This is a genomic window from Streptomyces sp. NBC_01426 (assembly GCF_036231985.1).
Taxonomy (GTDB): Bacteria; Actinomycetota; Actinomycetes; order Streptomycetales; family Streptomycetaceae; genus Streptomyces.
In genome coordinates this window covers 1-25457 of the sequence record NZ_CP109503.1, presented here as the reverse complement: position 1 = coordinate 25457, position 25457 = coordinate 1, and the positions used below count along the sequence as shown (strand labels likewise).

General features: G+C 69.7%; 26 protein-coding genes. 15 read left to right on the top strand and 11 right to left on the bottom strand.

The features are described from left to right. The first annotated feature begins 177 nt into the window (after nt 1-177). Nucleotides 178-1944, top strand: coding sequence for a MobF family relaxase (gene mobF, locus OG906_RS42565; RefSeq protein WP_329449272.1), 1767 nt, complete (start codon nt 178-180; stop codon nt 1942-1944). Beyond that, nucleotides 1941-2267, top strand: a complete 327-nt coding sequence (locus tag OG906_RS42560) for a hypothetical protein (RefSeq protein WP_329449271.1) — start codon at nt 1941-1943, stop codon at nt 2265-2267. The genes mobF and OG906_RS42560 overlap by 4 nt, the downstream gene beginning before the upstream one ends. A 622-nt stretch (nt 2268-2889) precedes the next feature. Here OG906_RS42560 and OG906_RS42555 read toward each other — a convergent pair. Continuing rightward, on the bottom strand, nt 2890-3171 hold the full coding sequence (locus OG906_RS42555; RefSeq protein WP_329449270.1) for a hypothetical protein: 282 nt from the start codon (nt 3169-3171) through the stop codon (nt 2890-2892). Between the two features lie 330 nt (nt 3172-3501). Here OG906_RS42555 and OG906_RS42550 point away from each other — a divergent pair, with 330 nt between their 5' ends. The 3 genes from OG906_RS42550 (at nt 3502) to OG906_RS42540 (ending at nt 5942) form a co-directional block, all read left to right on the top strand. Next, the gene (locus OG906_RS42550; protein WP_329449269.1) at nt 3502-3873 is read left to right on the top strand and encodes a hypothetical protein; all 372 of its coding nucleotides are present in this window, start codon (nt 3502-3504) and stop codon (nt 3871-3873) included. A gap of 108 nt (nt 3874-3981) precedes the next feature. Next, complete coding sequence (locus tag OG906_RS42545; RefSeq protein WP_329449268.1) at nt 3982-5058, top strand: replication-relaxation family protein; 1077 nt, start codon at nt 3982-3984, stop codon at nt 5056-5058. Nucleotides 5059-5468: 410 nt separating this feature from the next. Continuing rightward, nucleotides 5469-5942 (top strand): hypothetical protein, encoded by a 474-nt coding sequence (locus OG906_RS42540; protein ID WP_329449267.1) that lies wholly within the window; start codon nt 5469-5471, stop codon nt 5940-5942. Between the two features lie 93 nt (nt 5943-6035). On the opposite strand, the gene OG906_RS42535 is transcribed toward OG906_RS42540, so the two are convergent. Beyond that, nucleotides 6036-7595, bottom strand: coding sequence for a PIN domain-containing protein (locus OG906_RS42535; RefSeq protein WP_329449266.1), 1560 nt, complete (start codon nt 7593-7595; stop codon nt 6036-6038). 101 nt (nt 7596-7696) lie between these two features. Here OG906_RS42535 and OG906_RS42530 point away from each other — a divergent pair, with 101 nt between their 5' ends. Beyond that, nucleotides 7697-8158 carry a hypothetical protein gene (locus OG906_RS42530; RefSeq protein WP_329449265.1) on the top strand — a complete coding sequence of 154 codons (462 nt, stop codon included), beginning with the start codon at nt 7697-7699 and terminating at the stop codon, nt 8156-8158. 131 nt (nt 8159-8289) lie between these two features. Here OG906_RS42530 and OG906_RS42525 read toward each other — a convergent pair whose 3' ends face one another. The 4 genes from OG906_RS42525 to OG906_RS42510 form a co-directional block, all read right to left on the bottom strand. After that, nucleotides 8290-9054, bottom strand: a complete 765-nt coding sequence (locus OG906_RS42525) for an SDR family oxidoreductase (RefSeq protein ID WP_329449264.1) — start codon at nt 9052-9054, stop codon at nt 8290-8292. 160 nt (nt 9055-9214) lie between these two features. Further along, nucleotides 9215-10087: a helix-turn-helix transcriptional regulator gene (locus OG906_RS42520; protein WP_329449263.1), complete on the bottom strand. Its 873-nt coding sequence runs from the start codon at nt 10085-10087 to the stop codon at nt 9215-9217. 130 nt (nt 10088-10217) lie between these two features. After that, entirely contained in the window at nt 10218-11000 is a 783-nt protein-coding gene (locus OG906_RS42515) for a glycine-rich domain-containing protein (RefSeq protein WP_329449262.1), read from the bottom strand. A 91-nt stretch (nt 11001-11091) separates the two neighbouring features. Next, a complete protein-coding gene (locus tag OG906_RS42510; RefSeq protein WP_329449261.1) occupies nt 11092-11337 on the bottom strand; it encodes a hypothetical protein in 246 nt (81 codons plus the stop codon). A gap of 111 nt (nt 11338-11448) precedes the next feature. On the opposite strand from OG906_RS42510, the gene OG906_RS42505 reads away from it, so the two are divergent. Further along, complete coding sequence (locus tag OG906_RS42505; protein ID WP_329449260.1) at nt 11449-11868, top strand: hypothetical protein; 420 nt, start codon at nt 11449-11451, stop codon at nt 11866-11868. An 856-nt stretch (nt 11869-12724) separates the two neighbouring features. Here the strand turns inward: OG906_RS42505 and OG906_RS42500 are convergent. Beyond that, a complete protein-coding gene (locus OG906_RS42500) occupies nt 12725-12940 on the bottom strand; it encodes a DUF6207 family protein (protein WP_329449259.1) in 216 nt (71 codons plus the stop codon). 277 nt (nt 12941-13217) lie between these two features. Between OG906_RS42500 and OG906_RS42495 the strand changes: the two genes are divergently transcribed. From OG906_RS42495 to OG906_RS42475, 5 genes are all read left to right on the top strand, one after another. Beyond that, nucleotides 13218-13433, top strand: a complete 216-nt coding sequence (locus OG906_RS42495; RefSeq protein WP_329449258.1) for a hypothetical protein — start codon at nt 13218-13220, stop codon at nt 13431-13433. 680 nt (nt 13434-14113) lie between these two features. Then, nucleotides 14114-15355, top strand: a complete 1242-nt coding sequence (locus OG906_RS42490) for an IS110 family transposase (protein WP_329448231.1) — start codon at nt 14114-14116, stop codon at nt 15353-15355. A gap of 369 nt (nt 15356-15724) precedes the next feature. Further along, entirely contained in the window at nt 15725-15856 is a 132-nt protein-coding gene (locus OG906_RS42485; protein ID WP_329448230.1) for a hypothetical protein, read from the top strand. Nucleotides 15857-16275: 419 nt separating this feature from the next. Beyond that, complete coding sequence (locus OG906_RS42480; RefSeq protein WP_329448229.1) at nt 16276-17868, top strand: IPT/TIG domain-containing protein; 1593 nt, start codon at nt 16276-16278, stop codon at nt 17866-17868. A 92-nt stretch (nt 17869-17960) separates the two neighbouring features. Further along, on the top strand, nt 17961-18338 hold the full coding sequence (locus OG906_RS42475) for a profilin (protein WP_329448228.1): 378 nt from the start codon (nt 17961-17963) through the stop codon (nt 18336-18338). 207 nt (nt 18339-18545) lie between these two features. On the opposite strand, the gene OG906_RS42470 is transcribed toward OG906_RS42475, so the two are convergent. The 3 genes from OG906_RS42470 to OG906_RS42460 form a co-directional block, all read right to left on the bottom strand. Further along, nucleotides 18546-18890 (bottom strand): hypothetical protein, encoded by a 345-nt coding sequence (locus OG906_RS42470; RefSeq protein WP_329448227.1) that lies wholly within the window; start codon nt 18888-18890, stop codon nt 18546-18548. A gap of 170 nt (nt 18891-19060) precedes the next feature. Then, the gene (locus OG906_RS42465) at nt 19061-19297 is read right to left on the bottom strand and encodes a hypothetical protein (RefSeq protein ID WP_329448226.1); all 237 of its coding nucleotides are present in this window, start codon (nt 19295-19297) and stop codon (nt 19061-19063) included. A 34-nt stretch (nt 19298-19331) separates the two neighbouring features. Next, the gene (locus OG906_RS42460; RefSeq protein ID WP_329448225.1) at nt 19332-19463 is read right to left on the bottom strand and encodes a hypothetical protein; all 132 of its coding nucleotides are present in this window, start codon (nt 19461-19463) and stop codon (nt 19332-19334) included. Nucleotides 19464-19733: 270 nt separating this feature from the next. Here OG906_RS42460 and OG906_RS42455 point away from each other — a divergent pair, with 270 nt between their 5' ends. The 3 genes from OG906_RS42455 to OG906_RS42445 all read left to right on the top strand — a co-directional run bounded on the left by OG906_RS42455 (nt 19734) and on the right by OG906_RS42445 (nt 22703). Further along, nucleotides 19734-21704: a hypothetical protein gene (locus OG906_RS42455; RefSeq protein ID WP_329448224.1), complete on the top strand. Its 1971-nt coding sequence runs from the start codon at nt 19734-19736 to the stop codon at nt 21702-21704. Nucleotides 21705-21902: 198 nt separating this feature from the next. After that, nucleotides 21903-22082, top strand: a complete 180-nt coding sequence (locus tag OG906_RS42450) for a hypothetical protein (protein WP_329448223.1) — start codon at nt 21903-21905, stop codon at nt 22080-22082. 453 nt (nt 22083-22535) lie between these two features. Next, complete coding sequence (locus tag OG906_RS42445) at nt 22536-22703, top strand: hypothetical protein (protein WP_329448222.1); 168 nt, start codon at nt 22536-22538, stop codon at nt 22701-22703. Nucleotides 22704-22790: 87 nt separating this feature from the next. On the opposite strand, the gene OG906_RS42440 is transcribed toward OG906_RS42445, so the two are convergent. Further along, nucleotides 22791-25454 carry a DEAD/DEAH box helicase gene (locus tag OG906_RS42440; RefSeq protein WP_329448923.1) on the bottom strand — a complete coding sequence of 888 codons (2664 nt, stop codon included), beginning with the start codon at nt 25452-25454 and terminating at the stop codon, nt 22791-22793. Nucleotides 25455-25457: the final 3 nt, after the last annotated feature.

Here is a 25457-nt window from a genome sequence, read left to right as displayed (position 1 = left end):
CGCGTCGCTTACCGTCTCGGGCTGCCGGGACGGCCCGCCTGGCGGGGCGCTTCGGCAAAGACTTGCTGATGGCTTCCCGCCCGGCGGGAAGGAGCCCAGTTCGCGCTTTCGCGCAGGTCAGGGGCGGGTTTCCATGACCCAGTGATCAGCAAAGCGGAGGTCCGTCCGGGAGACGGGGTGCGTTACCTGTTCCGCGGCGTGATGGTCGGTGACGGCCGGCGCCCTGCGGGCACGTCGCTGCGCGACGCGCAGGAGGAGGCCGGTGTCTCGCCCGGTGTGTGGAAGGGCCGGGGCCTGGCCGCGGTCGGCCTGGCGGCCGGGGACGTGGTGACCGAGCGGGAGGCCGAACTCCTCCTCGGCGAGGGCCGGCACCCGGACGCCGACCAGATCGAGCAGGCCCTCTTGGCGCAGGGCAAGACCCCGGCGCAGGCGCGGCGGGCGACAGTGCTGGGCAGGCCCATCGAGCACAACCAGTCACCCGAGACCGAAGACGCGAAGGAGCGGACGGCCTGGCTGGGGATGGACCTGGTTTTCCGGGCGCCGCCGACGGTGCACATCGCGTGGGCGCTCATGGATGACGAGACCCGCCGGGTACTGGAGCTGTGCCAGGACATCGCGAGGGACAAGACGCTGGCGTGGCTCGAGGACGCGGTCGCGGAGATCCGGTGGAAGAGCGGCGGCAAGAGGAGTGCTCGGGTCCGCGACGGGCTGATCGTCGCTGTGTTCCGGCACTACGAGTCCCGAGCCGCCGATTCGCGGCCCCTGCTCCACGACCACGCCGTGGTGTCGATCCGCGCCCGACGGCCGGACGGGACATGGGGCAACCAGACGGCCGATGCCCTGATGAAGCACATCGTCGCGGCCGACGCCCTCTACACCCTGCTCTTCATGGAGGAGGTCTCGGCCCGGCTCGGGTGGGCGTGGGAGCCGCGCGAGGTGACGCCCGGCCGCCGCCCGGTCATGGAGATCGCCGGGATCGACCAGCGGCTCATCGGCTGGCAGTCCACCCGACGCCAGCAGATCGGGGACGCCCTCCCCCTCCTTGCGGCCAAGTACGAGGAGCAGCAAGGCCACCCGCCGGGGGAGCGGGCCGCCTACGCGCTCGCCTGCCAGGCCGCCGACCAGACCCGCTCACCGAAGCGCACCCAACTGCGGTCGCTGTCCGAGCTCCGCGCCGCCTGGCGGGACTCGGCAGCCCGAGCCTACGGAGCCGACGTCGTCGCACGGCTCGCGGAGCGCGCCCGAGCAGCGGCCGCAGCGATATGGGCGCGGGTGCGCCCGGTGGTCGACGTCGCCCTGGCCGCCGTCGAGACCATTGCCGTGGTGTACGTGATGCGCGGCGCGTTCGCGCACCGCCACCTCCTGGCCGAAGCCCGCCGCCACCTCTCCTACGCCCTGCGCGGCAGACCCCACGAGCGCGGTCTGGACGAACAGATCGTCCAGACGGCCATCGACGCCTACACCCGCCCTGTCGGCCGGGGCCGGATGATGACCGCCGACCTCCACGCCCTCTACCCCCGCGACACCGAGGGCCAGGCCGTGCTCCGCCCCCTGACCCGCAACCGGTCCGCCACCCCGTACCAGCGGGCCCGTCTTGCTGCCGGCGCGCTGACCGCCCGGGTCCACGCCGCACGCCGCGCGGACCGCCTGAACTCCCGGACCCGGCCGCACACCGTCGCCGTGCCGGGCACCCTGAGCTCCCGCACCAGGCGGAGGGCCGGCCGGGACCTGGAGCCGACGACGGACGTCGCCGCGGTGGAGCTGACCCGTCGGACGCTGGAGGCCGCAGTTGCGGAGATGGCCGCCCGTCTCCAGGCCGGTGTCCGGGAACGAGCCGCCGCCCCTCGCCCCTCTTCCAAGTCCGCGGCGGCTCCGCCGCCGAGCGCCCAGCAGCCTGTCCAGCCCGCGCCGGGCCGGACACCACCCACCGGAGGAATCGCATGACCACCACGCCGCCCGCGGACCCGAGGATTGAAGCCGTCGCCACCCGGCTGAAGGAGGCCGCCCGGAAGCGCGCCGAGGCGTACGCGCCGCCCACGGACTGGCAGCCGATCTGGAAGCGGCCCCGGAAGCCGAAGTCCATCAAGGCGAAGAAGGAGCAGTTGGCCAAGCAGCGCAAGCGGCTCAAGGCGGCGGGAGTCCGACGGTTCTACGGCGCCCAGTCGCGTAGGCCGCGGCCCCGGCGGAACCGCATCGGCAGCGCCGCCGCCCGCCGCGACGCCCGCGCCCTGTCCCGGATGCGGCACTCGAACGCCTGGCTGTGGTGACGAGGCCGAGCGCCGTCCACCGAGTGGACCGCCCCGAAGTCGACACCGGGTGGATTCCATCGGGTGGGCTCCACTCAGTGGACTCCACCCAGTGGGTGCCACCCTCGCGGTGGGCTCCACTCGGTGGAGTCCACTGCGGTGCGCACCCGATTGACGGTGGACTCCACCCTCGGGCGCACCACGATGTCCCGCACCGCACCGGGTGCGCACCATCCGCACCCTCGCCCAGCCACCCCCTTGTCCAGGTTCGGCCGACCCCCTTGTCCACCCTCCGCACCACCCCTTGACCAGGTTCCACCGACCCCCTTGACCGGGTGCGGCTCCACCCCTTGACCACGTTCTCCACTGGCACGTTTCTCCTCGACACAGCCGGTTGCGGCCGCCGATCAGGGCCTGGTCAAGGGGGTGTGTGATAGGGCCCCGCCAACACGGAAGCGCACCTGGTGCGGTGCACGGTGGTGCGCATCATGGCCCCGGTGCGGTGCGGTGCGGTGCGGTGCGGTGCGGTGCGGTGCGGTGCGGTGCGGTGCGGTGGTGTGGTGCGGTGCGGTGCGGTGGTGCGCCCATCGGGTGGAGGCCACCCAATGGGCGCGGTGCGCACCGTCGCCGTCCCCGCCGCGAACTACACGATGGAGAGGCGCACCAGGTGGGCATCGTCCCGTGCGGGGTGGCCGGCGAACATCTCCGTGGTCGGTTCGCCGGCCTCCGGGCCGGGCAGGGCGGTGACGGGGACGACGATCCGCTCGACGGCGTCGACGAGCAGCTCGGCCATCCGCGGCTCGGCGCCGGCGAACTCGCGGGCGGCCTCGACGTCCTGGGCCTGGACGGCGCGGAGGTAGCTGAACGCGCTGATCGCCGCGTGCGGGGTCATCGGGGCGAGCGGCAGGGCGGTGGTCTCGGGCATGACGGCTCCTCACGTACGGGCCGCCGCGCGGATCGCGACGGCCTGGTTCCGAGCCTTGGGGAGCCGCCCTGTGGACAGAGTCCGCGCATCGAAGGTGACCGCCCACCCCCCTTGTCCAGGTTCGGACGGTCGCGCGTTTCCCCTTGACAGGGTCCGCCAGGTGCGACAAACCGCCCATCCCGGGAGGGGAGAAATCTCCGTCCCGGCACCCTGAGCGACGGCCGGGGAAAAGCCGCTGCCGGACCCGGTACACCGCTGGGAGACTCCGGGGATGACCACGCAGCGCCTCCCGACGAACGCGCCCACTACTTCGTCGGCCAGTACGCCGACATGCACGACCTCGTGGAGGACCTGGTCGTGCCCGACGGCGTACCCGAGGCCGCGGCGACCGTCCTGCGCACGGCCCGGGAGCTGCTGCGCCAGTCCTACTACTGCTACGAGTTCTCCACTGTGGCGGTCATGCTGCGCGACCGCATCCCGGGCGCGGGCAAGAAGCCGCTGCACCAGCTCATCAAGCAGGGCGCCGATACCGGCGTCCTGACCGTCCGGCAGGCGGAGTACCTCGACTACGGCCGCCAGATCCGCAACGGCATGGCGCACGGCCAGACCACCCACGCGGCGATGCCGCCGGCCATGGCCGTGCCGATGGTGACCACCTCGTTCACGATCGTCTCCGAGCTCTGCGCCGCCCCCACCGAATGATCACGGCTCGATAACAGGCGTCACACCATCGGCTTCCCCGGCACCTGTAGCAGGTGAATGCGGGACTCCGCCCGGAGTCCCGCGCCACCAGCGTGAGGAGCTTGAACGATGACGTACGCCAGCAGCGCCCGGCAGCCCGAGCCGGAGCCCCGCCCGACCTGGTCAAGGGGTGCTGAGAGCCCCGCAGCCGACCCGGAAGCCAGTGCCGCGAACAGTGCTGCGAACGTCTCCAACGTCATCCCCATCACCGCAGCTCACACCACCCGCCAGGGGCCTGTCCGGCACGCTGACACCTCTCTCCCTAACCCTGAGACACCAGCGAAGGGGAAGGAGTCCGCTCCCACGGCCGGGAAGGTACGAGCCGATGCGCTGCGGATGCTGGGGTGCGTACGGATAGCCACGGTCCGGCAGATGGCCCAGGTGATCACGGGGGAGGAGTCGGACGGCCGGTCGTACGTGCGCAGGGCCATGGTGGAACTGACGGAGCTCGGGCTGGCGGAGACGAACGGCAAAGACGGCAAGCACCAGATCTGGAACCTCACCGCGGCCGGGCAGAAGGCTCTGGCCGACGGCAACGAACTACCGTCACGACCGAAGGCCGGCACCGGAGCGAAGGCCGTCCGAGCCGGGTTCGGCCCGCACGCCGTCGCGGTGACCGACACGATCCTCGCCTACACCGACACCGTCCTCGGTGGGCGCCGGGAGTACCTGACCGACTGGCAGGTGGAGGTCAATCACGCCATCAAGGAGACCGGCCTGTCCTTCAACACCGACGCCGTCCTCGCCGTGCCGACCAAGACCAGCGAGGTCCGCCTCTTCGAACTCGACAACGGGTCGATGAGCCGGGCCCGCCTCGCCAAGGAGGTCTGGGACTACGAGCGCTACGCCGGGCACCGTGTATGGGAGGGAGCCCGCGGCACCATCGGCGGGACGTACCCGTTCTGGCAGCGCCACCGCTACACCCGCTCCAAGACCTTCCCGCGGCTGCACGTCGTCCTGGCGGGCAAGGCCGAGCACCTCCTCGACAACCGCCTCCAGGCGCTCACGGCCGCCGTGCAGGGCATCACCATCGCGGTGTGGGCCAACACCCTGCCCCGGCTCCAGCGTGGCGAGCCCTGGTACGAGATCGGCGTCGACGACCCGCACGAGCGTCGTGCCCGCTACCCCGAACCGGTCGGCCGCTGACCGGCGCTGGGCAAGCCCAAGGCGAGCCTGGGCAAGCCGCCCCGAACACCGGCTTGCCCACCCCGGCCGGAGGCGCTCCGGGCCGGCGGCATCGGTCACGGCCACCCCGGTCTTCCCGGCGAGGGCCCGGCTGACCGATGACGGGTGACCGATGACCGGGCAGCGCCTCGGCGGGAGTTGCATGGACGGGTCACGGCGCTGACGTGCTGTTTGACCGATCGCGGGAGGCGGATCGGTCACAGCCGGCCTGCCGATCGGTCACGGCTTTGGCTGGGCAAGCCCTCGGTACGGAGGGCTTGCCCAGCATCCGAGTCGCGTGGCGGGACGGCTCCCGAGGTCGTGGCGTCATCGTCTGGGACGCGACAGCCCGGAGCCGGCCGCCGCCTCCTCGCTGGCCGTAGACCGGAGTCATGAGACGAAGCAAGCAGGAGAGCCCGGCCGTGCTCGGGCAGAGCGATGCGGGCGACATGTGGCTGGCGCTGGCGCGCCTTCACGCGGCCCACCGCGACCCGGTAGGCCGCCTCGTGCCGTTCGAGCGGCCGGATGCGCTGTTGGCCCTCACCGAGCCGGACGAGGTCCTGTTCACCGCGCGGGTGGAGCTGTCCGGGGTGGAGACGATGGGCCACCTCCGCGATCTCATCCGCACGGTCACCCACGGCGTCACCACGGAACTGGGCTACGCCGGGCCCGGGGTCGCACTGGAGGTCATGGTCGGCAAGCGCCACGAACTCGCCCTGCACCGGGCCCACGTCGACGGCCTCACCCGGCTCCTGCGCCACGCCGTCGACACTGTCGCGGCTCGCAGCACGCCCGGGGGTGGCCGGTGCTTCCACTGCGACGGCACCGGGCTTGCCCGCCCGCTGTGGGAGGCCGGGCAAGCCTGAGCAGCCGGGCAAGCCTGAGCCGCTGGGCAAGTCTTAGGGGAGCCTGGGCAAGCCCTCCGCGCGGGCGGGCTTGCCCAGGAGCCGACGGCTTGGTCAGCGATCTGTTTCCGGGTCGGCCGCTTCGTTCGGTCCGGTCTCCGGATCCGAGCTGTCGTCGACTTCGGAGACTGCCGTGTCATCGTCATCGGCAGGGCCCTGGAGTCCGCCTGCCAACGCGGCTGCGGCGATCTGGTTGATGGTCGTCTGCGGGAAGATGTGGCTGTAGTCGATCTTTGGTACGAGGTGGCTGAAGTCCAGCTGGGGGAGCAGCCCGCTGAGGTCGGGCTTCGGCAGCCCGGCGATGAGGCGATCAGCAGCCGCCTGGTTCAAGGTGGTGGCGATGTCGAGCGTGGGCATCGAAGCTCTGATCTGCTCGATGAAGCCCTGCCCGAGAAGATCGGCGGCAGTCAGTTTGGGGACCAGGTCGGAGACGCTGCGCGCCATGACACCAGCGACGTCGAGCGTGGGCATGGCCCCGGCGATGCTCTCGGTGATCAGGCGTTCGCCGGAGGAGTGGGCGAGCTGGTTCCTCAGGACCCGCTGCGCGCGCGAAACCCTGGCCTTCAGCTTCTTGATGATCTCCATGCACCGCGCATCGTCTGTGTCCGGGAGCACGGGTTCGCCGGGGGTCAGCAGGGTCGGTGCTTCGTCCCCGCCGTTCGCGGAGAAGAGGACCTTCATCTCCCAGACGCACGACACGTACCGCACGTCTTCGTCGTCGCCGTTGGCGGCAACACCGTGCAGCAGCCAGCGGGTGTTGGCCGTGTACCAGACGCTGCCCTCGATCTCGTGACCGAGGACGTCCGCGATGCTCAACAGCTCGGCTTCGGGAGAGGCGAGCCACTGACGCCATTGAACGGACGCCTTGGCGGTGTCCAGACCGACGAACCCGACCGGTGAGCTGAGCACCTCGACCGCGGTCCGCGACACCCGCTCGCGAACGGACAGCGACCTCAGCAGCTCCTCGGTGGCTGCTTCGGCGTCCCGCCCGGACACCAACTTGGTGAACTTCGAGACGACCGCGTCGAAATCGGTGAGCCGGGTGAGCCGGCCTTCCAGGCCGCGCACATCCTCGTTCATCGGATAGGGATACGTGGCCCCGTCGCCGAAGTCCTTGGTGTTGTTCGTGACGAAGCAGACCTCCGCGTCCGGGTTCTCCTCCAGGTACTCAAGGATGGAAAACCAGACCGCCGCGTCGCGACCGCCCTCGGACCGATCCTTGGTCGCCTTCGCCGGCGGAAGGGCCATGGCTTCACGAGCCAGCGCCTTGCGTGCGGCGTCCCCGCTGGTGCCTATGACCTCGAAGATCTCCTCGTACGCGCTGCGCCAGTGGGCAACGAGGCGGTTCAGATCGAGCGGCTCCAGGGAGCTCTTCAACTCCCACGGCAGTGCCTCGCGCAGCTTTGTCAGGGTGTTCACGACGGCCCGGTACTTGTCGGGGTAGTGCTTCGTCTGGTGGGCGACCAGCTCCTCCATGACCATCCACGGCACGGCCACCTTGTGGTGGCCGGACTGTCGCAACTTGCGGATGATGTCGGCCCGATGTCCGGACGGCGGGAGAAGGTTCACCGCATTCGTATCAAAGATGATCAACCGTGCCTCCGTAGCGTTCACCGGGCATCATCTCGTGCGGCTCCGCACCAGCAGTAGGCCGTACCTCGATCCGGAGGGGTTGCACCGGACTGTGCAGGAGGTTCTTCAGGTGCCGGCGGTCGGTGGACATCCTGATGTTCCGCAGCCGACGCGACGAAGACTCCACCGAGCGCCTCGTCATCGAACTCAAGCGCCCCACCGTCGAGGTCGGCAAGAAGGAACTCGACCAGATCAAGGGCTACGCCCGCGCGATCGTCGACACCCCGCAGTACAAGGGGGTGGAGGGCTGCAAGTGGCGGTTCTACCTCATCACCTACGACTACTCGGACAAGATCCTTCGGGACATCCGACAGAAGGACAAGCCGGCGGGGCTGCTCGACGACCAGGACGAGTACGAAGTCTGGGTGAAGAGCTGGGCTGAAATCTTCGATACCGCCGAGAAGAAGCTGCTGTTCTTCCAGCGCCAGCTGAACTACGAAGCCACGGACGCTCGCGTCACCCAGCACCTGCGCGAAAGCTACTCACGCTTCATCCCCGAGGGCCTAGCGGAAGACCAAGGCCCGGACACGCCCGTCGCCAGCTGACGAAAATGGGGTACCGGGGCCGGGCGATCCCGCTCAGCCTCGGACGTCTGCACGGTCACGGGGAGCCTCCGGGGGAATCGGTGTGCGGCGGGCGGCCTGCTGCGTGGCCGCCCGCCGGGGGCCGAAATGTGTCAGCGGGTGGTGTAGCCGCCGTTGAGGAAGATCGTCTGGCCGTTGGCCCACCAGCCGTCGGTCAGCAGGTGGCGGATCCACGGGACGATGTCCTCGATCTTGGTGAGGTCGCCGTTCATCGCGGATGACTTGTGGTAGGCGACGGAGTCGTCGTCCTCTGCGGGGTAGAAGAACGAGGTGTCCATCGGCCCGGGAGCGATGTTGTTGACCGAGATGTTCCGGCCGAACAGCTCCTTCGACAGGGCGCGGGTGAAGTGCTCGACCGGGGCCTTGCTGCCCGCGTACGAGGAGTACAGGCCCGTGTAGGCGGCCAACAGTGACGTGACGATCGTGACGATCTTCCCGCCGTCCTCGATCCGGCGCGCTGCCTCGCGCATCACGAAGAACGCGGCCTTGGAGTTGACCGCGAACATGCGGTCGTACTCCTCCTCGGTGATCTCGGTCAGCGGCTTCTTCAGCACCATGCCGGCGGTGTTGATGCTGTAGTCGAGCCGGCCGAACCGGTTCACGACTTCGTCGAGGACCCGCTCCACCTCGGCGACCTTCGTCAGGTCGCCCTGGATCGCGAACGCTTCGCCGGGGCCCTGGTTGATCTGCTCGACGACATCCTCTGCCTTGGCTTTGGAGGAGTCGCTGTTGTAGTGCACGGCAACCCGGGCGCCCTCCGCGCCGAGGGTGGTGCTGATGAGCCCGCCGAGGTTGCGGGACGCGCCGCCGACGAAGGCGACCTTGCCGTTGAGTGTCTTGTCCGGGGTCTTGACCATGACAGCCCTCTCCTACGGTGTTTTGAACGTGGAAGGCACGGCTCCGGCAGACACCGAAAACCAGGCCAGGTCCACAGACTCACACCGGCAGGGGCCGCGCATCTTGAACGATCCGCTCACCGGTGGAACAAACCGCTCGTACGGCGCGGCCGGCTGCCGGTCAGCGCCGTCCGCCGTCGCTGTCCCGCAGCATGCGCGGGGTGGACCCCTCGTGGCGCCGCATTACCCGTGTCAGATGGCTCTGATCGGCGAAGCCCGCCTCCACGGCGATCTCCGCGATCGGCCTGTCGGTCCGCATCAGCTCCCGCCGCGCGTGGTCGAGGCGCTGCCCCATCAGGTACTGGTGCGGGGACTCGCCCGTCGACGCCTTGAAGGCCCGGCTGAGGTGGGACTCGCTCACCCCCGCCACCGCCGCGAGATCCGCCAACGTAACCCGCTGGGAAAGACGGGCGTGCAGGAAGTCCACGACCTCGGCCAGCCGACGCGGTGACAGCCCACCCTCACGAACCGGGACACTGCCACCGGCGCCCGCGACGCGCAGCATCACCGCGGCAGCGGCCTGCACGAGCGACTGCGCGTACAACGTGTCCGCCGGGCCGGGGCCGGCGTACTCGGCCACGAGCCGCTCCAACAGCATCTTCAGCAGCGGATCGGCGAAATGGAACCGCGGGACCAGCTCGACACGGCCCCTCGCACCGCCCTCGGCCGCCATCTTCTCCAGCCACACCGGATCAATACCCAGGAGCAGCAGCTCCACCTCATCCTGCCAGCGAGGCCCGCAAGCCCACCCGGCCGGATTGACCAGCGCCTCCCCGGCATGGAACCGCTCACGACGCGCGACGCCGTCCGCCGACCAGCGCAGATTCGCCGACCGCCCGGTATGTACCACGAGCACATGTACTGACGGGCCAACCGGCACGGGCGCCACATCGGACACCCCTGCCGCGCGCTCCAACGCCCGCTCCGTCACCGCATGACCGAGAGCGGACCCGCTGCTGTACAGGCACCGCAGTTGAGGCTTGATGTGCGACACACTCACCACCCCAGTATCCCGCCTCACAGCACCGGCCCACTCCTGGGTCGCTCGTAGGTGCCTGCCGGAGGGTCCGGTGGATGTCTGCTCGGCCCTTCTTGAACCGGACTTCGCCGTCAGCAGGGGGAGGTCAGTGGTGGAAGCGGATGACGACGCACCCGGGTTGTCCTGCTCGGCCGTCGCTGCCTTCGCGGCCGGCGGTGCCGCCGCCGGCAGAGCCTCCGGTGCCAGCGTGGCCGGCGTTGTCGCAGGAGGCGGGGACTGGTCCGGCGGGGTTGCCGCCGGCGCCGCCGCTGCCGCCCCGGGCGGTGCCGCTGGCTCCATTGGTGCCGCTGGTACCCGTGGTGCCCGGCTTGTAGCCGCAGTCGCCTTGGCTGGGGCTTTTGCCGCCGGCGCCGGCGGTGTCGCCTCCGAACATGGCGGAGCCGAGCCCGCCGGCGCCGCCGATGCCGCCGGGCGCGGTGTCGCTACGGCCGCTGAGTTCGACGGAGGTGCCGCCGCCGTCGCCGCCCTTGCCGCCGTGGTCCGAGCCGCCCACGGAGGAGCTGATGCCGCCGGCGCCGCCGTAGCCGCCCCGGCCGACGGTGATGCGCACGAGGTTGCCGTACTTGACGAAGTAGTGGCACTCCATGCGCCCGCCGCCACCCCCGCCGCCGCCACCGCCCCCGTTGCCGATGCCACCCCCGCCGCCGCCTGCGCCGGCGGCGATGACGGTCACGGTGACGGTCAGGGCGCCGTCCGGCAGCTCGCAGGACGAGGCTCCGACCTTCTTGAACGTGATGCCACTGGTGCAGGTGGTCGCGGCGGCTGCCGGAGGTGCCAGTGTCAGGGGCGCCACCACGGCCCCGACGCTCAACGCGGCTGCTGCGGCCAGGAGGTTGCGTACCGGGTGGCGGGGATTGTTGATCGTCATGTCGAAGGACGCTACGGAAGGTACCTGGGCCGTCGCCCCGCAACGGGCGACCACCACTCAAACGTGGGACTCGCCGGTTCGGCTGACCAGCTCAGGGGGCGAAGCCTGCAGTCTCGGCGGCGAGCCCCTTCGTTGTGGCGGGCCGGGCGAGACGTGTGCCGAGGCGAAAGCGCATCTCACCCGCGGCCGCGCGTACCTCTTGGGAGCGGGTTTCTTCTTCGAGGGCGCCGAGCAGCATCATGACTGCCCTTGCTTCGTCGCCGGTGAGGAGCGTGAAACGGGTGTCGGTGGCGGCGTCCAGGAGCACGCCGAGGAAGCCTTCGTCATCCATGTCCATGCCGACGACAACGCCGTACCCGGTCACCACCGCAACGCCCGGCGGCGGGTTGGTACCCGTCGCCGGGGCGCGTGTCGGGAGGGACCCCGCCCGGCCCTTAGGGTGATTCGCATGGACATGCGAAGGATCGTCGCGGTGCTTGCCGAGGAAGCTGAACTGCAGATCGAAGACCGTGTGTGGACGGTGGCACCGGACGATCGCGCACTCGCTCTTACCACCGAAGCCGGCCTGCGTGAGGCTGTCGGCCCGCCGGAGAGCCAGGAGGCTTTGCCGCAGATCGAGCGGCTCGAGCACCTGCGGGAGTCGCTCGCCGTCCTGGCGATCTCCCTGGCGCGTACTCATGGCCGCATGGCCTGGTTCCTCTCCGGTGCTCTCAACGCGCTTGAGCCGGTTCTGCGCTGGCGTGCCATGGCCGCTGACGGTGGGGGCACTTTCGGCACGGTTCTGCCGAGCGTGGAGGAGTACACGGAGGCGGAGGAGGCTGTCCGCCGGCTTCAGAACGTCCTTGCGAAGATCAGCCGAGTCGGTTGACCTACGTCCGACACGGTTGATCTGCGGAGGTCTCGCCGGCAAGTACGGCTTGGCCCGTCCGGTCGGTGCGTCGGCGGGCGTGGGAGTCGGTGGTGGCGGGGCCGGCCGTGGCCCAACCATGACCGGCCGGCCCCGCCACACGGTACGGCCCGGCACCCTGTGCCCGGCTTGGTACTCACATCACCTCCAACGCGGTCGGGCCGCAAGAGGTCACCGCGCACGGTGGCCTGTGGCGGTCTCCTGGTGCGCGCGAGGGTGCAGTGCTGAGAAGGGAGTGGGGCATGGCCGGATCGGGCCCCGGGGTGCCTGATTGACCTGGGGGGTCGTTTCGTGGTCTGAGGCGCGGATGCTATTGCCGGGGTTTTCCTGGTTTTCGCCTGTACACCCGCGGCTGCTGGCACCGTTGGGTGGGTAGGTGTGTGTGGAACCTGGTCAGAGGTCTCGCCCGTGCCGGTACCGCAGGAGCAGACGATGGAACCGACGTCACGATCCCGTCCCTCGGTGGACCTGTTCCCGCTGAAGGTTGTCGTTTGCGGCTATTGCCGGGCTTCTGCGGCCACCGGTGCGGCACGAACCCTCAGCGCGGATGGAGAGTGTCTGTCGGTGACCTGGCACGCCCGCACCTGCCCGCATCACGCAGCCGATCTCGTCCTCGCTGAGCGCAGCTGAGGCCGACTGTCTTTTGCGACTGTCTGGGCTACCCCTGCTGATGGGCTCGCAACCGGCCAGCTGGTCCACCGGCCCGGAGTGATCAGGAGGGGAGATTCGTGTGATCGCCGCGAGCACCTCCGCACGTGCCTGCGCCTCGGCTGCGACCCTGGGCAAGCCCCTCACGAAGGGTCTTCCCAGGCTCCACTCATGGGCCGTGCCGTCCCGGGCGCAGGACGTCGGCGTAGATCCGGGCCCGGACCCCGGGCTCGCCGGGATCCCTGCGTACCGGGCCGATGCCTGATGTGGCCCAGCGATCTTCCAGCGCGGCCATGACGGCCCGGACGGTGTCCTCGTCCCCGCCGGTGATGTCCAGGACCACCAGGCCGGGCTCCGCGATGTGCTGCTCGTCGATCGGCTTCATGAGCCCTGCGACGGTGTTGGGACCGGACCGGTTCGCCGGCGGCCCCAGGTCCACTCGCACGAGGGACCCCAGGCCGCGGGCGTCGCAGGGTCGGCAAGCTCTGTCGGGGTGCGGCCCCCGTCGCGGCCCTGGTGGCCAGGGCCGCACCCCGTACGTCCGAACGTACTCCGGGGCCGAAGCCACCGGTGGGGCTTTTCGCTGGCGGCCGTGGTCTGCGGCCTCACCCGTTCGCGCGCGGCCAGGTGCCAGTGGAGTGCGACGGGAACAGGCTGGGCGCATGTCCGCGAAGCTGATCGTCTACCCGCCCGACGAGCAGGGCTGGCGCCGGGTGCGCTACGACGGCGTCGCCATCGGGGTCGCGCACCGGCCGGCCGACATCCGGGTCTTCCTTGCCGCCGCCGGGCTGGAGAACGCCGAGGACGTGGACCTCACCGACCCCGACTTCGTGGAGTGGAGAGGCGCTGGCCCGGAAGCCTGGGAGCCCTCCCGCTGATCTTTCGCGGGGGTTGCACCGGAGGGCGGCTGGAGGGTTGTCTGAACGGTTGCATGAGGCGGGGGACCGAAGGTGTGACCGGGAGTGGGGCCCCCCGAATCCGGTGATCTTGCATTTATGCAGGTCAGATGCCGTGGGCAAGCCCTCTCAGAAAACGACACCTAATGGGGATCGAAGCCGGCGGATCGCTACCCGTTACCCGGTCCTGTGAGACCTCGAAAAAGAGTGCGGCCTCCGGCTTCATCTCGGCGGCGATCGGCTGACGTCCGGTGGGCCAATGTCCCAGGGTCTTGAGTTCCCAGGGCTGGCCCTGGGCATCAGCCAACCGCCACCGAGGAACGCGACCGTGAGGGTGCCAGGCGCCGGGGTCACTCCTAAACGACACTCGAGGCCCTGACCTCCAGAAAGAGATCGGAGGGCTCCGGCGTCCGGCACCTTCACGGCCGCTGCCGCGCGGATGATCGAATGTTCGTGGTCCGAGCCCGCCGCAGGGTGCACCTCTCACCTCACCGGGACGCCTTTGAGCTCCTGCACAGACCGAGGCCCCTGCGGTCAGCTGGGGTCACGAACGACTAATCGGATGACGGGCCCAGAGCCCTTCCATTAGGGAGTCGCGTGCCTCCGCACAGGTCTTTGACCAGCAGATATGCGCATCGGACGGAAGAGTAAGGGGGACGCCCGTGAAGGTGTTCTGCGGGATCGACTGGGCCAGCGACCACCACGACGTCGCCGTGGTCGACGGTGACGGCAAGCTTCTCGGACGGGCCCGGATCGGAGATGACGCGGCTGGCCTGCAGCAGCTGCTCGACCTCCTGGCCGAGCACGGTGATAGCCCCACCGAGCGGATACCGGTGGCGATCGAGACCTCCCGCGGCCTGCTGGTCGCCGCTCTGCGCGCAACCGGCCGGCCCGTCTACGCCGTCAACCCGATGGCCGCCGCCCGCTACCGCGAACGGCACAGCGTCTCGCGCAAGAAGTCCGACCACCTCGACGCGATGGTGCTGGCCAACATCCTGCGCACCGACGCCGACGCCCACCGCCAGTTGCCAGCCGACAGTGAGCTCGTCCAAGCCATAGCCGTTCTGGCCCGCGCCCAGCAGGACGCCGTCTGGGACCGCAACCAGGCCGGCAACAAGCTCCGCTCCCACCTGCGCGAGTACTTCCCCGGCTACCTCACCGCCGTCCAACCGGTCACCGGCGGCCTCAACGCACCGCTTGCCCGCACCCTGCTGGCCACTGCACCCACCCCCGGCCAGGCCGCCCGCCTCACCCGCCCCCAGCTGAAGGCCGTGCTCAAGCGCGCCGGCCGCCAGCGAGGCATCGACGCGGAGGTCGAGCGTCTCCACGCCGCCCTGCGCGTTCCGCAGATGCGCCAGCTCCCGCAGGTCGAGACCGCGATGGGCCGCCAGGCCCTGGCCCTGCTGGGCAAGTTCGAGGCCGCCTGCAACGCCGCGGACGACCTCGCCGAAGCATCGGTCGAGCTTTTCGAACGGCACCCCGACGCCGCGGTCATCACCAGCTTCCCCGGTCTCGGCGCGCTCAGCGGCGCCCGGGTCCTCGCCGAGATCGGCGACGACCGCACCCGCTTCGCCGACGCCAAGGCCCTGAAGGCCTACGCCGGATCAGCTCCCGTGACCCGCGCCTCCGGGAAAAGCCACTTGGTCATGGTCCGCCGGGTCAAGAACCAGCGGCTCGCTGCGGTCGGCTACGTCTGGGCCTTCGCCTCCCTCACCGCCTCGCCCGGCGCCAGGGCCCACTACGACCGCCGACGCAAGGCCGGCGACCGCCACAGCTCCGCCCAGAGAAACCTCTACAACCGGCTCCTCGGCTGCCTCCACCACTGCCTCACCACCGGCAGGCCCTACAGCGAGACCACCGCCTTCCCCGCCCCGCCCAAGCTCGAACTGGCCATCGCGGCTTGACCCGCTAGCCCCATCGGATGTCTCTTTGTCCGCGATAGCCGGGCGAAGAGGGCTGTCCCGTGTCCGGGGGCCGGCGGCGCCCAGGGGTACATGTACCGGTATGGCTCGTGAACGGATCCGGTGGCCCCTCGTCGTGGAACGGGCGCGGGAGATCGTGGACGGGTACGCGCCGCTGAAGGTCACGCTGCGACAGGTGATGTACCGGCTCGCGGCCGAGGGCGTGCTGCCGCACACGCCGCCGATGTACCGGCGGCTGTCCTCGCAGCTGGCCCAGGCACGGCGGGAAGGCCGCTTCCCCGACCTGATCGACACCATCCGCGAGTCCACGTCCCGCCGGCCTGGCCGGACGCGGACGCCTTCGTTCGGGAGATGCCCGACTGGTTCCGCCTCGACCGCACAGCGGGTCAGGAGCACGCCCTGTACGTCGCTGCGGAGAAGGACGTCCGCGCCCTCTACGAACGCCTGGACCGCCTCGAGGCGACGCCGACCCCGGCCGCCTGAGGGTGCGACACCGCACTGCGGTTCCCCCGGCCTACGCGTTCGTTCTGATCGACGGGGGAACGTGCCGCGACCCGTGAGGAATTGTGGGGTTTCTGTGTGGTGGGTGGCTGGTCGCTGAGAAGATGCCAGTGACCCGTCTGGTCCGGTGATGGGCCGGGGTCGTCAGGCTTTCGGGGCGGGATGCCGCCGCGATGGTGCGCGAGGGGCGCTGTGGGCCTGCGGGGTGGTTGGCCGCTGGCGCGGGGCGTCGTGTGTGACCGCGTCACTGCCGGTTTCCGGGGGCCTTCGGTCCCCGCCGCCGTGCCGCGGCTGATGAGGGGGGAAGCGTCGTGTCCTCGATATCCCAGTTACATCCATCTCGTGTTCCCTGGCGCCGGCGCATCGCGGCGGCCGCTGTGTTCGCCCTTACAGCGACCGGCTTGAGCGCTCTGACCGTCACCCCGGCGGCCGCGGTCACACCTACGGTGATCGCCACGGTGCCGCTGGAATCGAACCCGCAGTACCTGGCCGTGGCACCTGATGGTGGGCACGTCTACGTCACCAACTCCGGTGGTTTCATGGCCCCTCCCGACAACACGGTGACGGTCCTGGACACGGCCACCAACACCGTCGGGGCGACCATCACGGTCGGTAACGGGCCGACCGGCATCGCCATCACACCCGACAGCGCGCGCCTGTACGTGACCAACACCGACGATGCCACGGTCAGTGTCGTGAGCACGGCCACCAACACGGTGACGGCCACCATCGGCGGGTTCAGCAGCCCCGTGGCCGTGGCGGTCAACGCGGCAGGCACCCGGGCCTACGTCGCCGATTCCGGCTACCCCAACGGGTCGGTCCGCGTCATCGACACCGCCACCGACACGATCATCGCGTCGATCACGGTCGGTCCGTTCCCGAAGGACATCGCGCTCAGCCCCGACGGCACCCGCGCCTACATCGCCGGCTTCGGGAACAACACGGTGGGCGTCATCGACACCGCCACCAACACGCTCAGCACCAGCGTGGCGCTGAGCGACCAGCCGTTCTATGTGGCGGTCAACCCCGCCTCCGGGACGGTGTACGTCAGCCACTCCAACGACAACTTCATCTCCGTCGTCAACCCCGCCACCCTCACCGTGACCACGACGATCACCACCACCAGCAACCCCGGCGGCACCGCGTACAGCCCCGACGGCGCGACCGCGTACGCGACGATCATCGGCGGCAACAGCCTGGCAGTGATCAACACCGCCACGAACACCGTCACCGAGAACGCCCCGATCGGCAGCGTCCCCCTCGCGGTGGGGGTGAGCCCGAACGGCGCCCTGGCCTACGTCGTCAACAACGGCAGCCAAACCCTCGACGTGCTGCGCATCGGCGCCCCGGCCCCCGCCGTGACCGCCCTCAGCCCCACCTCCGGCCCGGCAGCCGGCGGCACCCCGGTCACCGTCACCGGCACGAACCTGGCCGGCGCCACCGCGGTCACCTTCGGCGGCACGCCCGCCACCGGCGTCACCTGCACCGCCACCACGTGCACCGTCACCGCCCCCGCCCACGCGGCCGGCATCGTCGACGTACGGGTCACCACCCCCGCCGGGACCAGCCCGGTCACCACGGCCGGCCAGTACACCTACCTGGCAGCCGCGGACATCGACGTCGACCTGGCCGCGCAGCCCCACCTGGGCATCCTGGTGCCCTACCTGACCTACACCCTCACCGCCCACAACACCGGTCCCGCCGCCGTCACCTCCGCGACCCTCACCGCGAAACTTCCGGTAGGCGCCTCCGCGACGAACCTGTCCACCGGCTGCACCACCGCCGCCACCACGGTCACCTGCACCTACGGGACCATCGCCAACGGCGCGAGCGTGAACAAAACCTTCCGCGTACCCCTGCACCTGCTGACCCTGGGCCCGGTCAAGGTCACCGGCCTGCGCACCACCTCAGCGCCCGCCGACCCCAACCCGGCCAACGACAGCGCGTCCGTCACCTGCACCGCCATCTCCATCGTGCTCGTCACCTGCCCCTGACCAGCACCAGCACATGATCATGTGGTGTGCCCTGACAACTGCCTCCCTCCGCCTCAACCGAACCGGCGGAGGGCAACCGAGAGGACTCGCACATGTCGTGGCAGGACTTTGTGGACAACGATCTGGTCGGGACCGGCAAGGTGCGCCAGGGGGCGATCATCGGCTTCGACGGCAACATGTGGGCGGCCAGCCCCAACTTCCGTTTCCTGGCCGGTGAGGGGGCCGCGATCGTCAAGCTCTGCAATACACCCGAGAACTACCTGGCCGGCGTCACCGTCGTCGGCGTGAGGTACCTGGGCGCCAAGGGCGACACCCGCAGCGTCGTCGCCAGGAAGAGCGCCACCGGCGTCATCCTCGCCAAGACGAAGCAGGCCGTCGTCATCGGCCGGTACGACGAGTCGCAGAATCCCGGGGAGGCGCAACTGACCGTGGAGAAGCTGGCCGACTACCTCATAGCGAACGGCACCTGACCGGGCCAGCAACACGGCGCGCGCTTCGCTCCTGAACTGCGATGATGCCCCGACGGAGGCTTCTGGCGCCCGTGTTGCACCTCGCGTTGCGGGCCCGAGCCCCTGTCCGGGCAGGGACCGACAGCACGAAGCCCCGGGCGTCGCCGCCCGGGGCCTCTCAGTGCACTTCGCTTGACCGTCCTGTTCAACGACCAGCCGCAGCCGGTGTTACATGTCGGGATCGGCTTTGATGATCGCGAGGGCTGATCCGGCGATGTTCATGTCGAGGGCGGGCTCGGCGCCCAGGAGCAGTTGGTCGAGGTAGGCGGCGTAGTGCCGGGCGGCGCCACGGTGCCGGTCCAGGGCGAAGCGGGCCGCACGGAGGTGCTGTTCGGTGAGCTCTCCGGTTTCGCGGCGGCGTTGGCAGACGGGGCACAGATGGATCAGCAGCCAGGGATGGGGGGCTTCGGCTGTAGTGGGGAGTTGCGGAGCGCCGCCGGGAGCTTCTGCTTGGCGGGGTCTTCGAGGGCGACGAGGTCGTGGGGCTGTGGGAGCTGCCGGATCTTGTGGCATACGGAGCACTCCGGACTGAGCGCGAACATCAGCTTCCTGGTGACGTCGGAGATGATGGGCAGCTCGCCCTGGTTGGCGAGTGATCCCTCTTCGCGCTGAGCCAGGTCCCAGCGGTGTTCAAGCCGACGAAGAGTCCTCTCGATGCCGACCTCTTGGTCGACCCCGGCACCTCAGTCACGGACCCACAGTGTCAACTGCCCGATGATGGCCATCGCCAGGTCGTGGCTGGGTACTTTGGGCAGCCGGAACGCGTTGTGGACGCTGGTGATGCTTCGCCCGGTCGCGTTGGCGATCTCGCGGATGCTGGGCAGCCCCGCCCGGCGATGCAGGGTGTGCAGCTCCTGGTTGAGGCGGCGGCGAGCTCCGGGTGGCAAGTCGGGCGGATTGGTGACTCCGGCGCGTCCCATGCGACGTCGTCCCTTCCTCTTTTGTGCGGCTCCGTCAGCGGCCAGCGGTGTCGTGGGCTGCTGCGCGAGCGATTCGGCGCTGGCGCCATGCGAGCCGTGCCCGCCGGGTGCCCCAGACGGTCAGCGCGACGAAGAGTCCAGACACGACATTCTCGAGGATGTTCATGAGGAAACCCTCCCAACCCCATTAGGCTGAATGGACAGATGTGAACAGCGGGTTCACCCCCTCGGATCGACAGCAGGAGGACCCGGACGAAGGGTGCCCAGGGCTTCGCCGCGCACCGATCTTCCACGGTCGAGCCATTCTCATCGAAATCGACGTGCCCGCACACAACCACCCAATACCCTCACGAAGGGTATTCGCCCGATCGCGCAGCGATCACGTTCAAAGGGGAGCCCATGCCCGTATCAACCAGCCAAGGAGCGGGCGGAGCGGTTGCGCGCCCAGTTGTCGGGGGCGCGGACTGCGACGAAGGCGGATCAGCGGCTGAGGCTGAGCCGCGGCGGCAACACCCTGATCGGGGCGAGTCTGCACGCCGCCGCTCGCGCGGACCAGGGGATGGAGCTGACCCCGTTGGAGCAGCTGCTGGTGGGGGCGATGGGCGAGGTCCTGGCCGAGGAGGAGGTCACCGAGTTCGGCCGGATCTACCAGGAGCAGGCGTCCACGGCCGGCGCGCGGGAGCTGTTCCCCGACACCATCGCCGGCCGGGCTCTGAGTCAGGGGTTCACGGTCGAGGAGCTGGTCGGGGACTTCGACCGGATCGGTGCGGAGATCGCAGCCCAGCCCAACGCCAGCCTGGTGCGCCTGGACCAGCTCGCCTTCGACGCCCCGCTGGACAGCGACGAGTTCATCGAGGCACTGGGCACCTACGGTGGCGGGATCACCGTCGTCACCGGGCCCCAGGACAACACGCCCCGGGGCGTGGACGGGGCGGACGCCCCCGTGGTCGCGATGAGCTTCCGGAGTTTCACGTGCAGGAGGGCCTCCAACGAAGCGGGCAAGGACGAGATCTACTGGACCTCGTCCGCGGGCAGCGACACCGGGACCAGGAGGGAGTACCAGTCCGGAGAGTTCGGCTCCATCAAGTCCGGCCACACCCGGGACTTCACCGACGATCCGACCCTGTTCCACGGCACCGTGGACGCCTGGCTCACCTGCAACATCACCTGCTGGGAAGCCGACCACAGCAACGGCGGCTGGTACAACGCGCTGCGTGGTGGCCTGCGGGACATCGCCGACTACTGCTTCAAAGCCTCCGAGGACCTGGAGAACAACAGCGGCGAGTACGAGGGCAGCAACGCCTGGTTCTCTCTGGTCGGCCTGATCGCGAAACTCTTCGACTGGCTTCTGGGCCTGTTCACCAACGAGGACGACCTCATCAGGGAGCGGTCTTTCGGTTTCAGCCGCTCGGCATTGAAGGCCCTGGCGAACCGGCCGGAGGGTACCGACTCATGGGACTTCAACGGCGGCAGCGGGGGCCATCACACACTGAAGCTCCGCGCGTCCTTCCACGAGTTCCCCGTCGACACCTCACTGCGCCACAACATCCTGACCGGCAGCACCTGGGGCCCGGACACCGCCTTCCCCGCAGGATCCACCTCCACCACGCCGGCGCTCGCCTCCTACGAGGGCACGCTGTACTGCGTGGTCCGCGGCGTCACTGACCAGGGCCTGTACTGGAGCACCCTCGGGCCCGCCGGCTGGAGTAGTTTCACCCGGATCGTAGGAGCAGAAAGCCCCTCGGCACCGGCGATCGCCGCGTACGACGGCAAGCTTTACTGCGTGTACCGGTCCGCCGTCGGGATGCTGTACTACACCGCTTTCGACGGGACCCTCTGGAGCAGCAAGGCCCCTGTGGTCACCACCCAAGTCGGCTTCACCCAGTCCTCTCCGGCTCTCGCCGCCCACGCGGGCAAGCTGTACTGCGTGTACCGCGACCAAGGCGCCGACGACCTGCATTGGATCGCCTTCGACTCCTCCGGATGGGGCAGGATCACCAGGCTTCCGGACGGTGCCCGCAGCCCCTCCGCCCCGGCCCTCGCCGTAGTCAGCAAGCCCGCCCCATACGGGGACGACCTCGTCTGCGCCTTCCGGGCACCCCACGGCATGGTGTGCTTCTCAGTGATCAGCCCCAGGCTGAACGAGATCATCCACACCGAGCAACCCACCCTCACCACACCCGGGCTGGCCTGGCACGACGGCAAGATGCACTGCATCACCACAGGCTTCGCGCCGCTCGTGGAGTATGGGCAGCCCCTCTTCCGTTATATCCGCACCACGACGTGGGGCACTTCCCCCAACGGACGCTACTGGCTCGACGGATTCACCGGGATCAGCCTCCAAAGCGGCGCCGCTCCTGCCCTCGCATCCCACAACGGCAAGCTCTACTGCGTCCGCCGCGGCTGACCGCCCACCCCACCCCCGGCCGTGGCCACACCACCGGCGAACGCAACCAGGGTGAATCGATGATGCCGCTGTTCCTGCCCGGCACACCCCGGGCAGGAACAGCGGAACCTTCCCGCACGACGTTCACCCGGTGCCCGGCTACCAGGAAGCGTGCACCCTGTTCGTCCTCCCCCTCGCCCTGGCCGTCACGCGGTCGTCGTGGCCACCCAGCCCCTCGTCGAGGTGCTCGGCATGGTCGTGTACGTCCGGACGATTCAGCGTCTGCTTCCGGCTCCCGGCGCCCGCTCCCATGGGTGCCGCGGATCGCCGCTGACCCATCGCACCGACTTGGCTGCCTTCGAAATCAAGGCGTTCGAGGAGCAGCTGATGACCGGGTAGTCGGCGGCCTCACAGGTGGTCTCGCCGGGCCCCCGCGCTGTTGATCTCGGCCCTTGTGTACCCGCCGGCTCCTGCGTACAAAACCGTCTTCTGAGGGCTGATCTTGTCGCCTGCTTCGCCTCGGCTGCGCACAGTGTTGTGCGCACGTTCAGTGCCAAAAGCCCAGCTCACCGGGCTATGTGAAATCGGCTCGGTGCAGGGCGAGTTGTGCGTGTCGGGTCAGGATTGGGCCGGGGCGGTATCGTCCGCGTAGTGTCCCTCTCACGAGCTCCCGGTACGACAAAAGGGAGTCCCGAGTGCTGCATCCCAGCTTTGGCGGCGGTGGATGCGGCGGGGGGACTCCCCTGTCGTCGTAGTCGGTCTCGCGTCCGCGAACGGTGAAATCCAAGGAGCGTGAATGTCCGGCCCGACAAGTCCCGACGGTACACAGCCTTGCATGATCATTTCACGAAGGTGACCCTCTGGGCCTCGGCTCTCGTGGCCGCTCTGTCCGCGATCGGCATCATCTTGCTGATTGTCAGCGGCCACCCGGAGGAAGTCTCGCCCGTCGCGATCTTCGGTGGCAGTGTCTTCGCCGGCGGCACGGTCGCCACGGTGACGATCAATATCAACCGCCGATGACCCGCCGGGGTCCCAGGGCGTCATCCCTGGGACCCCGCAGGACGTCCCGACGAACAGTGCCGGCCCGCGGCGGCCAAACGTGCGGTGTCACGCCCATTCCATCCCCAGCTCCGCCAGGGCGGCGCGCTGGGCGTCGGTCAACTTGTCGCGGCGGCTCTTGGTGTTCGAGACCCACACGCCCAGCTTCACGGCCACCGGTTCGGCCTCGCCGTCGACCACGATCTGCTCGCTGTGGCCGCGAGGCACCGGCCGCCCGGCTCCTTCCCGTTCCACCCACTGCGCCAGGGCCGCAACGCCCCGTGTGAAGGCCGCTGACGTCTTGGCCGGGCCGCCGGCCGCACTCTTCCCGGCCGGGGCCGAGGCGGGTCGCTGCGCGGGCTCCACGCCGAGCGCGGTGAGGCGTTCCTGCTGCTCGGTGGACAGTTGCGTCCAGGAGTTCGCCTGCCGCTGGAGCCACCTGCCCAGGTCGTCGCCGTCGGCCATGACGCCGGGTTGGAGTTCGGGGAGCCGGCCACCGGGTTCGTCGACGGCCAGGTCGCGCAGGACGGCGTAGTGCCGCTGCCAGTCCAGTGGCCACGGGCAGTCCCAGTCCTTGTCAACGGCCTTCAGCTGCGCGGCGCGCTGCGCCGCCCGGTCGGAGTCCTTGCCGAGGCCACCCTTTCTGCGGAGGTTGGCCATCAGCTGCCCGATGGGGAGGAGTTCGGTGTCGGCTTCGCCCCATACGGCGTCCTGCCGGGGGGCGAGGTGTCCGTGGTGGCGGTGGAAGCTGCGCAGTGCGGCGAGCTTGTTCTCCCACGCTTCCTCGCCCGGCTCCCACACCATCCCGGCCTCCGGCGCGTCCAGCAGGGTCTTGCGCCGCTCCTCCAGCTCACCCGCCCGCAGCGCCTTCCGCTGCTGATGGACCCAGCGGCCAAGCGGGAAATCCTTCGTGACCCCCACCTCGACCTCAACGTCATACGGGACGGCGTAGACGCCGGTGATCTCGTTCTCCGCCCGCCACCGCAGCAGCGCCTGGTAGCCCTCCAGCCACACCAGCGACTCCGGCCGGTACACCCGCGTCCGGAGGAACGCCGCGATGGTCGCCGCGTCGCGCGGGCTGGAGAAGTGGAGCAGGGCGGCTTCGGCGGCGGCCTGCGCGTCGTCGTCCTCCTGGTCCTCACTGTCACCCTCGCCGCCGGCCCCGACGATCTGCCCGTCCTCGTTACGACGGACGTGGACCTTGCGCTTCCCGCTCGTGAGCGCACGGGAAGCGAGCTGCTCGACCAGACGTTCGTCATGCGAACGCAGACCCTGAAGGACCGCTACAAGAGGGCGAAACGAGGCACTGGCGACCATGTCGGTGGGGTCCTCGCCGGGCTCCAGGAACACCGGCACGATGATCCTGGCCACCTTGGTGGACCCGTCCCGGTTGAGCCGCAGCGCCCGGCCGATGTTCTGCACGATCTCCACCTGCGAACCGCGGGTGTCCGCGAAACACACGGCCTCCACGCCGCGCTCGCCGGTGATGTCGACGCCTTCCCCGAGCACGCGAACGCTGGCGAGGAAGGCGCGGTGGACCCGGTGCCCGGCCGCGTCGATGCCGTTGGCGAACTGGCGCAGGACCTCACGTCGCTCGGTGACGAGGTGGTCGCCGCACAGCCACGCGGACCAGACGCGGTCCGGGGGTACGTGGCGGCCGGCCTCCAGCTCGTAGAACTCGGCGTCGATCGACGACTTCGGCAGCTTGCTGGCGGCGGCCAGGTCGGCGTCGGACGCGTCGTTCATGTACAGCGCTGCCGCGGTCTCGGGGAGCTTGTCCGCGAACGCGGAGGCTTCCTCGACTTTCTGGTGGAACGTCATGACCGTGCGCAGGTTGTACGCCGCGGCGTGCTCTAGAAGTGCGGTCTGCAGAAGCGCCAGGCGCCGGCCTCGCCGCGCCTCCTCCGACTCCCCGAGGACGGGGGAGGGGTCGCGGATCTCCAGGACGTCGATCTCGAACCCGGCGAGGATCTCCCGCTCGATCGCCTCGCTCAGGCCCAGCTCCGCGATCCAGGCCCCGTACGTGCCCTCAGGGTCGTCTGCCATCGAGGCGATCTCCGCCTCCTGGCCGTCCGCGCCCCGCTGCGGGCGGGCCGCGGCGAGGATGCGCGGGGTCGCGGTCAGGTAGAGCCGGAAGTCCGCCGGGATCCGCTGGTAGTCGTGGATCGCTGCCCACGGCCGCCCAAGATCACCGGCGGTGCCGTGTGCCTCATCCACGATCGCGAGGTCGAACGGGGGCATCTGCTGTCCGTAGAGCCGCTCCCCGCCCGTCAGGGCGGCCTCCAGCGGCCCGCGAACCTTTCGCTGTCCCTCGGGTGCGTCGATGTCCTCGCGGTCCACGAGAGAGGCGTACGTGGCGAACACGACGACCGGCCCGGACCCCGCCCACAGGGCGAGTTGGATCGGGTTCGTGGTGGTGCGCACGCCCAGTTGGTTAAGCACCGGGTCGTTCTCCAGCGAGCACACTGCGACCATCGGCGCCCGGTGGCCCACCAGACGCCACGCCTGGGCGGTCTGCGCGAGCAGGTCCAGCGTCGGGACGGTGACGAGGATGCGGCCGCCCGGGAAGCACTCCAGCGCGCACGCGGCGGCGGTGATCGTCTTCCCCGATCCGGTCGCGGACACGATCGTTCCCCGGGCTCCCTGAGGGGGCACAGATGACCTTGCAGGAAATCCCACCCATTTCCGGAACGCCGACTTCTGATCGACCTGGTGCTCACGGAGCTGGATCATCGA

What these genes read in the sequence shown, in the direction of transcription:
- OG906_RS42505 (WP_329449260.1), top strand. Translation starts at nt 11,449, where the DNA reads ATGGACATGCGAAGGATCGTCGCGGTGCTTGCCGAGGAAGCTGAACTG.
- OG906_RS42550 (WP_329449269.1), top strand. Translation starts at nt 3,502, where the DNA reads ATGCACGACCTCGTGGAGGACCTGGTCGTGCCCGACGGCGTACCCGAG.
- OG906_RS42540 (WP_329449267.1), top strand. Translation starts at nt 5,469, where the DNA reads ATGAGACGAAGCAAGCAGGAGAGCCCGGCCGTGCTCGGGCAGAGCGAT.
- OG906_RS42495 (WP_329449258.1), top strand. Translation starts at nt 13,218, where the DNA reads ATGTCCGCGAAGCTGATCGTCTACCCGCCCGACGAGCAGGGCTGGCGC.
- OG906_RS42470 (WP_329448227.1), bottom strand. Translation starts at nt 18,890, where the DNA reads ATGCCACAAGATCCGGCAGCTCCCACAGCCCCACGACCTCGTCGCCCT.
- OG906_RS42460 (WP_329448225.1), bottom strand. Translation starts at nt 19,463, where the DNA reads ATGAACATCCTCGAGAATGTCGTGTCTGGACTCTTCGTCGCGCTGACC.
- OG906_RS42555 (WP_329449270.1), bottom strand. Translation starts at nt 3,171, where the DNA reads ATGCCCGAGACCACCGCCCTGCCGCTCGCCCCGATGACCCCGCACGCG.
- OG906_RS42475 (WP_329448228.1), top strand. Translation starts at nt 17,961, where the DNA reads ATGTCGTGGCAGGACTTTGTGGACAACGATCTGGTCGGGACCGGCAAG.
- OG906_RS42515 (WP_329449262.1), bottom strand. Translation starts at nt 11,000, where the DNA reads ATGACGATCAACAATCCCCGCCACCCGGTACGCAACCTCCTGGCCGCA.
- OG906_RS42500 (WP_329449259.1), bottom strand. Translation starts at nt 12,940, where the DNA reads ATGAAGCCGATCGACGAGCAGCACATCGCGGAGCCCGGCCTGGTGGTC.
- OG906_RS42545 (WP_329449268.1), top strand. Translation starts at nt 3,982, where the DNA reads ATGACGTACGCCAGCAGCGCCCGGCAGCCCGAGCCGGAGCCCCGCCCG.
- OG906_RS42465 (WP_329448226.1), bottom strand. Translation starts at nt 19,297, where the DNA reads ATGGGACGCGCCGGAGTCACCAATCCGCCCGACTTGCCACCCGGAGCT.
- OG906_RS42440 (WP_329448923.1), bottom strand. Translation starts at nt 25,454, where the DNA reads ATGATCCAGCTCCGTGAGCACCAGGTCGATCAGAAGTCGGCGTTCCGG.
- OG906_RS42525 (WP_329449264.1), bottom strand. Translation starts at nt 9,054, where the DNA reads ATGGTCAAGACCCCGGACAAGACACTCAACGGCAAGGTCGCCTTCGTC.
- OG906_RS42510 (WP_329449261.1), bottom strand. Translation starts at nt 11,337, where the DNA reads ATGGACATGGATGACGAAGGCTTCCTCGGCGTGCTCCTGGACGCCGCC.
- OG906_RS42485 (WP_329448230.1), top strand. Translation starts at nt 15,725, where the DNA reads ATGCCCGACTGGTTCCGCCTCGACCGCACAGCGGGTCAGGAGCACGCC.
- OG906_RS42560 (WP_329449271.1), top strand. Translation starts at nt 1,941, where the DNA reads ATGACCACCACGCCGCCCGCGGACCCGAGGATTGAAGCCGTCGCCACC.